The sequence below is a fragment of the Leclercia sp. genome (assembly GCF_036780805.1).
In the GTDB taxonomy this organism is placed as follows: Bacteria; Pseudomonadota; Gammaproteobacteria; order Enterobacterales; family Enterobacteriaceae; genus Enterobacter.
Genome location: NZ_DAIQCE010000004.1, coordinates 84,774 through 97,659, shown reverse-complemented (window position 1 = coordinate 97,659; position 12,886 = coordinate 84,774). Strand labels below are relative to the sequence as shown.

The window sequence follows — 12,886 nt, the reverse complement described above, 5'->3', positions numbered from 1 at the left end:
CACATCACCTCACAGCGCCCGGCGGCGCTGCGCTTGCACGGGCCTACAAGGTTTTGTAGGCCGGGTAAGCGTAGCGCCACCCGGCAGGACCCGTGTTATGCTGCTGGCCTTTGAAAGCCAATATCGCAGGGGAGAACATGGGTTCCACACGTAAAGGGATGCTGAACGTCCTGATCGCCGCCATTTTATGGGGCAGTTCAGGGGTTTGCGCGCAGTACATCATGGAGAAAAGTCAGATCCCCTCGCCTTATCTGACCATGATCCGCCTGCTGTTTGCCGGCGTGATCCTGCTGACGCTCTCATTCGTCCACGGCGACAAGATTTTCTCGGTCATCAAAAATCGCAAAGATGCCCTCAGCCTGCTGATCTTCTCCCTGTTCGGGGCGCTGATCGTCCAGCTCACCTTCCTGGTGACCATTGAAAAATCCAACGCCGCCACCGCCACCGTGCTGCAGTTCCTCTCCCCGACCATTATCGTGGCGTGGTTCGCGCTGGCGCGCAAAAAGCGCCCGGGTATTTTCGTGCTGGCGGCGATCCTGACCTCGCTTGTCGGCACCTTTTTACTGGTCACCCACGGCGATCCGACCTCGCTGACCATCTCCCCGGCAGCGCTTTGCTGGGGCATCGCCTCCGCCTTCGCCGCGGCGTTCTATACCACCTACCCCTCCACGCTGATTGCCCGCTACGGCACCCTGCCGATCGTCGGCTGGAGCATGCTGCTGGCCGGATTAATGCTGACCCCGTTCTATGCCGGACGCGGCACCGCCTTCGTGGTGGACAGCAGCCTGCTGCTGGCGTTCTTCTATCTGGTGGTGATTGGCACGGCGGTGACGTTCAGCCTGTATCTGAAAGGCGCGCAGATGATTGGCGGGCCGAAGGCGAGCATTCTGAGCTGCGCCGAGCCGCTGAGCAGCGCCCTGCTGTCGGTGATGTTACTGGGGGTGGCATTTACCCTGCCGGACTGGCTGGGCACGCTGCTGATTGTGTCGTCGGTGGTGCTGATTTCGATGGATTCGAGAAGACGGGTTCAGACATCGGCATAGCCTGATGCCCCCTCACCCCGGCCCTCTCCCCAAGGGAGAGGGAGGTCAAGGTTCCGTCTCCCTGTGGGAGAGGGTTAGGGTGAGGGCAAAATCACTGCGCTTTCACCTTCCCCGCTACCAGCAGCGCGGTAATCAGCATCAGCGTGCCGGAAATGACCAGCGGTGATGTCAGCCCCAGATGGTCAAGCGCAACGCCGCCCACCGCTGCACCGCAGGTGTTCGCCAGCTGGATCACCGCCACCTGAATCGACCCGGCTTTTTCAGCCTGATCGGCAAGCGTTCGGGTGATCCACGTCGACCAGCCCACCGGGATCAGCGCAAAGGCAAAGCCCCAGATAATCGCAATCGCCGACGCTACCCACTTGTCGCTGCCCCACAGGATCAGCACGGCGGCGCTGATCGCCAGCACCAGCGGTGCCCCCGCCAGCGCTACTTTCAGGGAGCGTTTCAGGAACTGCGCCGACAGCGAGGTACCGACAAAGCTGGCGATACCGAAGCTCAGCAGCACCAGCGTCAGGCCGTCGACGTCAAACCCGGCCATGGTCGTAAACACCGGGCGGATGTAGGTAAAGAAGGCAAACTGTCCGGCAAACGACATAAAGATGGCGATCATCCCCGCCATGACGCCGGGGCGTTTCAGCAGGCTGAACATGTTCTGCTTATGATGCGCGGCCTCACCCGGCAGCGACGGCAGCGCTTTCCAGACCCAAGCAATGCACAGCAACCCCATCACCGCGGCACCGTTGAAAACATTACGCCAGCCGATAATCCCCCCGAGGAAGCTGCCCAGCGGGGCGGCAATCACCAACGCAATAGAGACCGCGCCGAAGATAACGGAGAGCGCTTTCGGCACGGTACGCGCCGGCACCAGCCGCATGGTGAGCGAGGCCGACATCGCCCAGAATCCGCCCAGCCCCAGCCCGAGGCAGGCGCGTCCCAGCAGCAGCAACATGAAGTTATCGGCAAAAGAGACCAGCAGGCAGGAGAGCGTCAGCAGGACGGAAAAGAGGATCACCACCTTGCGGCGATCGGTCGTGCCAATCACCTGGGTGATAAACAGGCTGGCAAACATGGCGACAAAGGCGGTAACGGTGACCGACTGGCCCGCCAGCCCTTCAGAAATGCCCAGGTCCTGCGCCATCGGCGTCAGCAGGCTGACCGGCAAAAACTCCACGGTAATCAGGCAGGCGACGCAAAACGCCACGGAAAAAACCGCCGACCAGTTTGGGCGGGAGACCGCTTTGGCATGGGGCGAAGGGGCGGATTGGATCTGTTCTGTCATGGCATCACCTGAGGAGAAACTGAGCGGGAAAGCCGCGCAGTTTAACATCAAAAATGTGACGAATTTAACGTTTTGACAACTTTTGGCACTTTTTGCCGGGCGGCGCTGCGCCTGCACCGGCCTGGGGATTTTGTCGCCCCGGTAAGTGAAGCGTCACCGGAGAATATCAGTGCAGGAAGAAGACCCCCTCTTCCGGCAGGAAGAGCTGGTTATAGCGCAGCTGGAAGGCGTTAAGCTCGTACGGGTCCGGCTCCATATCGCGCATAAAGCCGAGCGCCAGGCGGATCTGGGCATCGGTGATCGGCGCGGCGAGACGCGCCTTGCGCAGCAGTCGATACCAGCTCAGCAGATTGTTTTCGCTGCTGTCGACAATGCACACCTGCCAGATCAGCAGCACTTGGGCGGCATTTTGCAGGTGCGCCTCGTCCGGGCGTTCCAGGTAGCGGATAAACTCATTGCCGGCGCTTTTGCCAAACTGGTCGATCATCGACTCCAGCGGCACAGGGGTGATCCCCAGACGTTCGCTGAGGCGTCGAATGGCGCGTCGGGAGCCCGACGTCATGACGCGAAAGCCCACCACAAACACCACGGCAAGCGTAGCCAGCATTATCCAGACCATGAACTCTCCTTAGGGTTAGGCGAGCATAATATCGGGAAACGCAGCGCGTCAACAGCGGACAAAGTCGTATTAATGCACTGAAAACAGGTGGCAGGGGGCACTGAAACAGGCATAAAAAAGCCCGGCATTACGCCGGGCAAAAAGTTACCTGCACACTCAGGCTGCTTTCAAACGTTGCACGCGTTTTTCGCGGCGGATCTTGCGCTCTTCCAGCACCGCAACCATCGCCATCAGGACGATACAGCCGATAGCGGCGGCATCCAGCGCCGCAAAGGTGCCTGCCCAGCCGGTGAGGCCGAAGATCGGCGTGCCGTCGGCAATCATCCCCAGACCGAGCTTGGCGAAGCTGTCGCCGATCAGGTAGGCGAAGGTGCCCTTGATCCCATCGGCAGCGCCGATCGCTTTTTTCGGCACGAAGCCCACCGCCGCCACGCCAATCAGCAGCTGTGGACCAAATACCAGGAAGCCGAGGGCGAACAGCGACGCGAGGTAGACATACTGGTTGCTGGCGTGCTGATAAATGCCGAGGGTGGCGATAATCAGCGCCAGCGCGACGCAGGCTACCAGCGCACGACGGCCGTTGGCGAGGTCAGAGAGCCAACCCCACAGCAGGGTGCCAACCAGCGCGCCCACTTCAAACAGGGTGAAGCCCTGAATCGCCACTTCTTTAGACAGCTTCAGCTCCTGGAAGGCATACACGGTCGACCACTGGTCGATACCGATACGCACCACGTACAGGAAAATGTTGGAGAAGCAGAGCAGCCAGATGACTTTGTTTTTCAACACGTACTCAACAAAGATCTGCCATTTGGTCATCTCGTTCTCTTCGGTCTCTTTGTCCTCCTCGCTGATCTCCTCATCAAACAGCTCTTCGGCTTTGCCGAGGCCGTAGGATTCCGGGGAGTCGCTACCAAAACGCAGGCCGATAAAGCCGACGATCAGGGCGATAATCGACGGGAAGATAAACATGCCGATCACGTGACCGTCGAACAGCACGTTCGCCCCGAACAGCGCCACCCCTGCGGCACCCGCCCCGCCGAGGTTATGGGAGATATTCCACATACCGAGATACGAACCCCGCTTGCGCCGCGGGGTCCATTTGGTGATGGTGGAGTAGCTGCACGACCCGCCGGTGCTCTGGAAGAAACCGCTCAGGGCGTAGAAGGCGATCATCATAAACAGGCTGACCGAGCCCGCGCCCATGCTGGCGCTGAAGCCGAGCATACAGATGGCGGAGAGGATCAGCATAAACGGCAGGAACTGCTTGGTGTTTTTGCCGTCCGCGTAGTAGGAGACCAGGGTTTTACCCACCCCGTAGGTGATGGAGAAGCCGAGACCAATCATCCCCAGCTGCGTCATGCTCAGCCCGTAGGTGGAGATCATGTCGTTCTGGGCGATGTTAAAGTTTTTGCGGATCAGATACATGGTCAGGTAGCCGATAAAGACCACCAGATAGGACTGCATGAAGGGTTTGAACCACATTTTGCGCCGCACATCGAGCGGCAGATCCAGGGTCGGCTTGCGCACCTGGTTTAAGAAGGCCAGCATGGTTGGTTTGCTCCTGAGCTGATTTTTGCCGCATTGTAAAAATCAGCCGGACGCAACGCCTGAGACAGCGTCCAGGCGGAACCGGGAAAATGTCTTAGTTTTGCCCCACTCGCATCGAAAAAGTGAGGCGCATCACGCTTCGCTCACCTCTCGCGGGGCCTGGGCGTTGAGGAACGGCAGCAGCAGCAGGGCCGAAATCCCCGCCGCGATGGCGATCACCGCGAAGAACCCGCTCCAGTGCCAGGTGTCGATCACCCGCGCCAGCGGCCAGCCGGAGAGCGATGCCCCAAGATAGGCAAACAGCCCGACAAAGCCCGTCGCCGCGCCCGCTGCGTCCTTGTGGGAGCACTCTGCCGCCGCCATGCCGATCAGCATCTGCGGGCCGAACACGAAGAAGCCGGTGGTGAAGAAGCACGCCGCCTGCATCACGTAGCTGGCGAACGGCATCAGCCACAGCGAGCCGACGGAGAGCAAAATCCCGGCGGCGAAAATCAGGTTCATCGGGCCGCGGTTGCCGTTGAACAGCTTGTCCGAGCCCCAGCCCGCCACCAGCGCGCCGATAAACCCGCCCAGCTCGAACATCGTCACAGCCGAGTTGGCGGTCACCAGGTCCACGCCGAGCGTCTCGGACATGTACAGGTTGCCCCAGTCGTTGATCGCCGCGCGCACCACGTAAACCAGCACGTAGCAGAGCGAGAGAAGCCAGATATAGGGGTTTAACAGCACGTATTTGGTGAGGATCTCTTTGCGCGTCAGCCCCGCCCCCTCCTGCTGTTGCGCCATTTCCATCTCGTCGTGCCGCCAGTCGCCCACCGCGGGCAGGCCCACGGTTTGAGGTCGGTCGCGCAGCCGCCAGCAGAGGAACAGCCCGGCGAGAATGGCAAGCCCGCCGGCAATCATCATTCCCGCGCGCCAGCCGTAGTGCAGCGCCGCCGCGCCGACCACCATCGGGATCAGCGCCCCGCCAACGTTATGCGCGGTGTTCCAGACCGCCCACCAGCCGCCGCGCTCGTTGCGCGAGTACCACGCGGTGAGCAGGCGTGCGCAGACCGGCGCGCCCCAGCCCTGGAAAAAGGCGTTCAGCGCCCACAGCAAGGCAAAGGCCCAGAGCGAGGTGGAGAAGCCAAACAGAATATTCACTACCCCGGTCGCAATCAGCCCAACGCCCATGAAATAACGGGCGTTGGAGCGGTCGCTGACGATGCCGGAGAAGAACTTCGACAGGCCGTAGGTGATGTAAAACAGCGTCGCCAGCAGGCCGATATCGGTGCGGGTCATCACGCCGCTGGCAAGGATCTCCGGCGCGGCGGCGTTGAAGCTTTTGCGGGTGAAGTAGAACAGCGCGTAGCCGAGCCAGATGGTAATCAGGATATGGCGACGCCAGTAGCGGTAGCGGGCGTCGATTTCCGCTTTGTTGCCTATCGGCGCGGCGTTCGCGGGGGTTTTAAACATGGTGGCTCCTTAGCGGCAGGCTGACGCTGACGCGCGTCCCGTGGGTGCAGGAGATGTTCAGCGTGCCGCCCAGCGCCTTCACGCGCTCGCGCATGCCCGCCAGGCCAAAGCCCTGCTGTCCGGAGCCCGGCGGCAGGCCGCAGCCGTCGTCTTCAATCACCAGCCTGAGGCTTTCATCCTGCTGCCAGCCCTGCAGCGTCACCGCGCTGGCACTGGCGTGCTTGACGATATTGTTCAGCCCTTCCTGACAGACGCGGAACAGCGTCACGCGCTGGCCTTCGCTCAGCGCCGCCTCGTCGATGTCCCATTCGAGATGGCTGACAATCCCGCGACTTTCCAGCTCCATCTCGCGCATCAGGGAGCGTACCGCCTGCTCCAGCGTCAGGTCATCGAGCTGGCGCGGGCGCAGCCGTCCCAGCAGGCGGCGAACGGAGTCATAAACCCCCAGCGAAAGCTGTTCGATATGCGCCCCGCCCTGCTTCACACCGGCGTTATCCGGGGCCAGACGCTGAACAATGCCCGCCTGGGTGCGGATGGCGGTGATGGTCTGGCCGATATCATCGTGCAGCTCGCGGGCCACCTCCTGCCGCACGCTCTCTTCGGTTTCCAGCAGGCGCTCCGCCAGACGCCGGTTGCGCGCCAGCTCGGTCTGCAGGGATTGGTTCAGCTCGCGCAGGCGCTGAATGCCCGCCCCCAGCAGCAGCCCGGTCAGGCTCTGGGCCAGCAGGGAGAGCAGCAGATCGACCGGATGGTCGTGCCAGGTCTGGCTGGCAATCAGCGCGATGGCGTTCATTAGCGTGGCGATCAGCGCCCCCTGCCAGCCGTAGTGCCAGGCCAGGGCGATGATCGGCAGCGCCAGACAGAACGGCGTAAAGCGCGAAAGCTCGGCGGGCAGACCAAGCTGCAGCCACAGGCTCACCACAAACAGCAGCAGATACCAGATGAGATGCCGGGCGCGCCAGTTCACCGGTTGGGAAACCAGCGCCGGGCCAAGCGGCTGCCAGACGGTGCTGGTGAGGTAATGCCAGATGACGAGGCAGGTCGGGGCCAGGGTCAGGCCGCCGGTCAGGGTCAGCAGCAGCGCGTTAAGCATCTCCTTTTCGCCAATCCACGGCAGAGATTGCAGCAGCGCGGCGGCGATCAGCGCCGCCCCCTGGCGCAGCAGCGTGCGCCAGTCGCGCTGGTGACGATAGCGGGAGATCAGCGCCACGGGAATGAGCGTGAGCACGCTTCCGGTCATCAATAAGGGCAGATGCGCGAGGGCGACTTCCTGCGCCAGCCAGACCAGCATCAGCCATTCAGCACCGAGTAAAACGGGCCAGTAGCCGCGCGGGCATTGCAGCATCAGCCCCAGCCGCAGGCCAAAGGGAAAGAGCAGCACCGCCAGCTCCGGGCGTTCCACCAGGTGCAGGCTGATGCTCCACAGGCAGAACCACGCGGCGGAGAAGATGAAGAAGCTGGCGACCACCGCCACCAGCCGGGAGAAAAAGGTGTGCATTACCAGCCGTCAAACATGCGGCGAGCCAGCTCAACGTCGTTGCTGACGCCGAGTTTTTCCATCAGGTTGGCGCGGTGAACGTGGACGGTTTTCGGCGAGAGGCCAAGCTCAACGGCGATCTCTTTTACCGCCATCCCCTGGGCCAGCTTTTCCGCCACCTGACGCTCGCGCCGGGTGAGCGGATCCTGGCGTCCGGCTGCCAGCTTGATGGCGATATCCGGCGTCAGGTAACAGCCGCCGGTGGCGACGGTGCGCACGGCGGCGATCAGCTCGTCCGGGCTACAGCGTTTGGAGAGAAACCCGCGCGCGCCCGCGTTCAGGGCCTGCTCCACCAGCGCCGGGCTGTCGTGGACCGAAAGCATAATGGTCGCCATTCCCTTCGGCAGCTGGCTCAGCAGCTCCAGCCCGGAGAGATCCGGCATCGAGATATCGCAGATACAGACCTGCACCCCGCGCCCCGGCAGACCGGACAGCGCCTCGCGACCGGAGCCGAACTCGGCCACCACCTGGAAGTCGGGCTCCAGGCTCAGCAGCTGGGCAAATCCGGAGCGGACGATAAGGTGATCATCGATAAGGGCGATGGTGGTCATGGTGGGATCCTGATGCGTGAACGCGCCGGATGGCGGCGTAAACGCCTTATCCGGCCTACGGGTAAAGTCCTTGTAGGCCGGATAAGCGCAGCGCCATCCGGCAAAGCCGCTTACCTTAGCGATAAGCGCGTTGCTGTTCAAGCTATGAACGATTTACACCGTCAGAGGATGCCGGTGGTCACCGTAAAACTGCGCGTTTGCGCCGGGGCCAGCGAAATCAGGCTGCCGCTGCGCTGCGCCGCCAGGGATCCTTCCGGACGGCAGGTGGCCGGGAGCACGAAGGCCGCGACCTGCTGATCGCCGTTGTAGAGGATCCAGCGGGTGGCGTAGTTCAGCTCGGCGCTGGCAAAACGGGTGACAAAGGTGACGCCATCGGGCGCGATCATCCGGAATTCCGGGGTATCCGTATAGCGATCGAGCCGGTCGGTGAACAGGACAATCTCCGGATCGTAGAACTGCGGTTCCGAGAGCGTCGTCAGGGTCGCTTCCCCCTGCTGCAATCGTCGGTTGAACGCCAGCCACTGTTCGGTCGGCTTCACGTGCGCCGGGATCGACTCGCGCAGCTGAATGGCCTCATCCGGGACGTTCTGGCTGAAGGTCGCGCCTTCAACATAGGCATAGTTCATGTGGCACATGTACTGGAGCGGCATCGGCACCGTCGCCAGATTGGTCACCGACATGGCGATATCAAACAGGGCGCTGGCTTTACGTAACGTCACCGCCGGCTGCGCCTGATAATGATGACCGAATCCCATCACATATTCATAGCGCCCGGTCACCGTCAGGCTGTCGCCGTCCAGCGCCAGCCAGGCTTCATCCATTGGCGCGCAGGGCATTTCACCGTGCAGCGGATGGGTATCTTCCGGCGACGGGCAGCCGTTGGCCAGCAGGCCAGAGTGGAAGGCGAAGCAGCCGTAGGTTTCGACCACCTCTTTTGCCGCTTTTGGCTGGCTGAACATATTGCGCATCGTCAGGTCGCGGCCATCAAACTCCGCATCCCAGATCATCTGCCCCAGCCAGGGAAGGATCACCAGGTGACCGCGGCTGTTTTGCACCCGCAGCCCCTCCACGCCGCTGGCGTAGCGGAATGCCGTCACCGTGAAGTCATCGTTTTGCAGCAGAGTGCGCGGCTGTTCGGTAAAGAGCGTGCGCCACAGGGGAAGTTGCGTCATGGTCATTCTCCTCAGGAAGCGGTGGCTTCGGTCAGCTCGCGGCGCACTTTGCTCTCACGCCAGAAGTAGACGCCGACGTAGACAAAGCACAGCATCGAGACCAGGAACGAGGCCTGCAGGGAGTGGAACATATCTGCGACATAGCCCTGTACCGCAGGCACCACCGCCGCGCCGACGATCGCCATCACGATCACCGCGCCGGCCATTTCAGTATGCTCGTTGTCCACGGTATCGAGGGTGCCAGCGTAGATGGTAGCCCAGCACGGTCCGAACAGAATACTGACCAGCACCGCGACGTAGACTGCACTAAAGCTCGGGGCCAGCGCCACATAGGCGAGGAACAGCGCGCCGATGACCGAGTACAGAATCAGCACCTTCGCCGGGTTAAAGCGGGTCATCAGAATGTTGGCGACAAACTTGCCGATAAAGAAGCAGGCAAAGCTGTAGATCATAAAGTTAGAGGCGTCGCGTTCGTTGATATCCCCCAGCTCCAGCGCCAGACGGATGGTGAACGACCACACCGCAACCTGCATGCCCACATAGAGGAACTGGGCCATGATACCGCGACGGAAGCGGGCGTTGGTCGCCAGATAGCGCAGCGTATCCATCGCCGACGGGCGTTTATGATGATCGGTTGGGGCCACTTTACAGGTCGGGAAGCGGGTCAGCAGGAACAGCACCATCACCACGACCAGCACCATAATCATGTACTTATAGGGCTCGAGGGTGTTCTCCAGCATCAGGATCTTGAAGTTGTGGATCTGTTCCGCGTTCATGCCCGCCATCTGTTTTTCCAGGCTATCGCCTTCGGAGAAGACCAGATATTTACCCAGTAGGATGCCCGCCGCCGCGCCAATCGGGTAGAAGGTCTGGCTGACGTTCAGACGCAGGGTGGCGTAGGCTTTCGGGCCGATCATCGAGCTGTAGGTATTAGCCGCCGTTTCGAGGAAGCTCAGGCCGATGGCAATAGCAAATATCGCCGCCAGGAACATGGTGTAGGTTGCCATGTGCGAGGCCGGGAAAAAGAGCGTACAGCCGACAATATAGAGCGTTAATCCGATTAAGATCGCCACTTTATAGCTGGTGTTTTTAATCACCAGCGAGGCCGGAATAGCAATAAGGAAATAGCCGCCGTAAAACGCGCTTTGCACCAGCGCCGAGGCAAAATTACTGAGTGCAAAGACGCTTTTAAACTGCGTAATTAAAATATCATTTAAAGCAGCAGCGCATCCCCATAACGGGAATAAGCAGGATAACAAAATAAACTGGAACAGAGGGGTTTTATTCAGATAGCCGTCAGGCATCTGAATGATGTTTTTATCGTTCATAGTGCTACCTTTTATTTCGCAGGGTTTTATTATTCGTTCAATGCCAGATACTCATTGAATTGTTCAATGCTGGGGTAAGATGACTGGGTGCCTTTTCCGGTGACGCTGAAGGCGGCAAACAGGGACGCTTTTTTCATGGCGGCTTCAACATCACCGCTCTGGACGTAGTAATGGGCGAAGCAGCCGATAAAGGCATCACCGGCACCGCTGGTATCCACCGCATTGACTTTACATGCCGGGACCTTGACTTCCCGATCGCGCGTCATCCATAGCGCGCCTTTTTCACCCATGGTGACGATAATATTATTCAGTCCTTTATCCACCAGCGAGCGCGCCGCAAGGCAGATATTTTCGTAGGTATTCACCGGCATGCCGGTCAGAATTTCCAGCTCGGTTTCATTCGGCACAAAGAAATCACATTTGCAGGCATAGGACATATCTAATTCACGTAATGCCGGGGCCGGGTTTAATAGCACCTGAATACCGTGTTTTTTACCAAACTCGATGGCGTGATATACCGTCTCCAGCTGCACTTCGAGCTGTAGCACAATAAGCTGGCACTTTTTCAGATCGTCTGCCGCGCGGTCGATATCTTCCGGCGAGAGGAATTTATTGGCGCCCTTCACAATCAGAATACTGTTGCTGGAGTTGGCGTTAACAAAGATCGGTGCCACGCCGCTGCTGGTACACGGCACCTTTTCCACATAGGTGGTATTGATGCCCCAGGACTCCAGATTACGGATGGTGTTATCGGCAAAAATGTCGTCACCGACTTTGGTCAGCATCATCACCTTCGAATTGAGCTTGGCTGCCGCCACCGCCTGATTCGCGCCTTTGCCGCCACAGCCGATTTTAAACGCCGGGGCTTCAAGGGTTTCGCCCTCCTTCGGCATCTGATTAATGTAGGTGATGAGATCCACCATGTTGGAGCCGATAACCGCGATATCCATGTTTACTACCTCTCTGAAACAATCACATAACAATGATATTATCGTAACATTATCATGTTATTTTCGTATCATTTGTGACTGCGATCGCGATTAGAGGATCCGCCAGGCCGATTAAGGTTTAAGCGTTATCCCGCGATAAAAGTGTGATGCGACAACAAAAATTATAAATTAAATGATGAATTACAGTATGTTAAATAACGAAGACAGTTTGAGAAGTGGCTTTTCTTTCCCGACGGGCGGCAGTATAGTATGGCGCAACAAGAATGTTCCTTTCGCATCACTAATGTGATTTCAGGAACATCAAAAAGAGCGGAGAGGGTGAATGGAGACAAAGCAAAAAGAACGAATCCGGCGTCTGGTAGAGCTGTTGAAGAAGACCGACCGCATTCACCTGAAAGATGCCGCCAGAATGCTTGAAGTCTCCGTCATGACCATCCGTCGCGATCTCAGCCCGGATAACCACGACATCGTGCTTCCCCTGACGCTGCTGGGCGGCTATATCGTGATGGTTAATAAGCCGGCTACCGCACCTGCGGCACCGGTGGTGCGTAGCCAGACGCACCACCCCGACGATCTGCCCATCGCCATTCTCGCGGCGGGGATGGTGGCGGAGAACGATCTGGTCTTTTTCGATAATGGCCCGGAAATGCCGCTGGTGATTAGCATGATCCCCGATGACATTACCTTTACCGGCATCTGCTATTCACATCGCGTGTTTATGGCGCTCAACGAGAAGCCAAACGCCACCGCCATTCTGTGCGGCGGCACCTACCGGGCAAAAAGCGATGCCTTTTACGACACCAGCAATCCGTCGGTGCTGGACTCTCTGAACCCGCGTAAGGTGTTTATCTCCGCCAGCGGCGTGCATGAGCACTACGGCGTGACCTGGTTTAACCTGGACGACCTGGCCACCAAGCGCAAAGCCATTCAGCACGGCATTCGCAAGATCCTGCTGGCCCGCTACGCCCTGTTTGATGAAGTGGCGCCCGCCAGCATCGGGCCGCTGTCGACTTTTGATGTGCTGATCAGCGACCGCCCTCTTCCGGCAGACTATCCGGCCCACTGCCGGAATGGCTTTGTGAAGATCATTACCCCGGACGCCGCCGGGGAGTGATTTACTCGAAGAACACTGCAATTTTGTTAAACATGGTCGGATCGGACTGGTTGCGCACCACTTTCACCACGTCCTCCAGCTTGTCGATTTGGGCCATCATCTGCTCCAGCCGCTGATCGTCATTCACCAACAGCCAGATGCGGCTGTGCTCGCTCCCCTGAATCGGCAGACAGAGAATGCCCTCCACGTTGAACGCGCGGCGGGCAAACAGCCCGCAGACGTGGGTCATGACCCCGGGGTGGTTGCGGACGGTAAGCTCCAGGATGACGTTATCATTTTGTTTTTGCATG

12 protein-coding genes are annotated in these 12,886 nt (G+C 59.5%); 2 read left to right on the top strand and 10 right to left on the bottom strand.

Going from position 1 to position 12,886, the window contains the following annotated elements:
- Positions 1-137 precede the first annotated feature (137 nt).
- Positions 138-1,043, top strand: a complete 906-nt coding sequence (locus V7Q49_RS13280) for a DMT family transporter (RefSeq protein ID WP_333852600.1) — start codon at positions 138-140, stop codon at positions 1,041-1,043.
- Positions 1,044-1,134: 91 nt separating this feature from the next.
- On the opposite strand, the gene nepI is transcribed toward V7Q49_RS13280, so the two are convergent.
- The 9 genes from nepI to rbsK form a co-directional block, all read right to left on the bottom strand.
- Positions 1,135-2,325, bottom strand: a complete 1,191-nt coding sequence (gene nepI, locus V7Q49_RS13275) for a purine ribonucleoside efflux pump NepI (RefSeq protein WP_333852599.1) — start codon at positions 2,323-2,325, stop codon at positions 1,135-1,137.
- A 166-nt stretch (positions 2,326-2,491) separates the two neighbouring features.
- A complete protein-coding gene (locus tag V7Q49_RS13270; protein WP_333852598.1) occupies positions 2,492-2,944 on the bottom strand; it encodes a DUF1198 domain-containing protein in 453 nt (150 codons plus the stop codon).
- Between the two features lie 156 nt (positions 2,945-3,100).
- Positions 3,101-4,492: a hexose-6-phosphate:phosphate antiporter gene (uhpT, locus tag V7Q49_RS13265; protein ID WP_333852597.1), complete on the bottom strand. Its 1,392-nt coding sequence runs from the start codon at positions 4,490-4,492 to the stop codon at positions 3,101-3,103.
- Between the two features lie 132 nt (positions 4,493-4,624).
- Positions 4,625-5,944, bottom strand: a complete 1,320-nt coding sequence (locus tag V7Q49_RS13260; RefSeq protein ID WP_333852595.1) for an MFS transporter — start codon at positions 5,942-5,944, stop codon at positions 4,625-4,627.
- The gene (gene uhpB / locus V7Q49_RS13255) at positions 5,937-7,442 is read right to left on the bottom strand and encodes a signal transduction histidine-protein kinase/phosphatase UhpB (protein ID WP_333852593.1); all 1,506 of its coding nucleotides are present in this window, start codon (positions 7,440-7,442) and stop codon (positions 5,937-5,939) included. Before uhpB ends, V7Q49_RS13260 begins: the two co-directional genes overlap by 8 nt.
- Positions 7,442-8,032, bottom strand: a complete 591-nt coding sequence (uhpA, locus tag V7Q49_RS13250) for a transcriptional regulator UhpA (protein ID WP_333852591.1) — start codon at positions 8,030-8,032, stop codon at positions 7,442-7,444. The genes uhpB and uhpA overlap by 1 nt, the downstream gene beginning before the upstream one ends.
- Positions 8,033-8,193: 161 nt before the next feature.
- Positions 8,194-9,204: an aldose 1-epimerase family protein gene (locus V7Q49_RS13245; RefSeq protein ID WP_442913067.1), complete on the bottom strand. Its 1,011-nt coding sequence runs from the start codon at positions 9,202-9,204 to the stop codon at positions 8,194-8,196.
- 11 nt (positions 9,205-9,215) lie between these two features.
- Positions 9,216-10,532, bottom strand: coding sequence for an L-fucose:H+ symporter permease (gene fucP / locus V7Q49_RS13240; RefSeq protein ID WP_333852587.1), 1,317 nt, complete (start codon positions 10,530-10,532; stop codon positions 9,216-9,218).
- A gap of 29 nt (positions 10,533-10,561) precedes the next feature.
- A complete protein-coding gene (rbsK, locus tag V7Q49_RS13235) occupies positions 10,562-11,482 on the bottom strand; it encodes a ribokinase (protein WP_333852586.1) in 921 nt (306 codons plus the stop codon).
- 322 nt (positions 11,483-11,804) lie between these two features.
- On the opposite strand from rbsK, the gene V7Q49_RS13230 reads away from it, so the two are divergent.
- A complete protein-coding gene (locus V7Q49_RS13230; RefSeq protein WP_333852584.1) occupies positions 11,805-12,596 on the top strand; it encodes a DeoR family transcriptional regulator in 792 nt (263 codons plus the stop codon).
- A 1-nt stretch (position 12,597) separates the two neighbouring features.
- On the opposite strand, the gene ilvN is transcribed toward V7Q49_RS13230, so the two are convergent.
- The gene (gene ilvN / locus V7Q49_RS13225; protein WP_039032259.1) at positions 12,598-12,885 is read right to left on the bottom strand and encodes an acetolactate synthase small subunit; all 288 of its coding nucleotides are present in this window, start codon (positions 12,883-12,885) and stop codon (positions 12,598-12,600) included.
- Position 12,886: the final 1 nt, after the last annotated feature.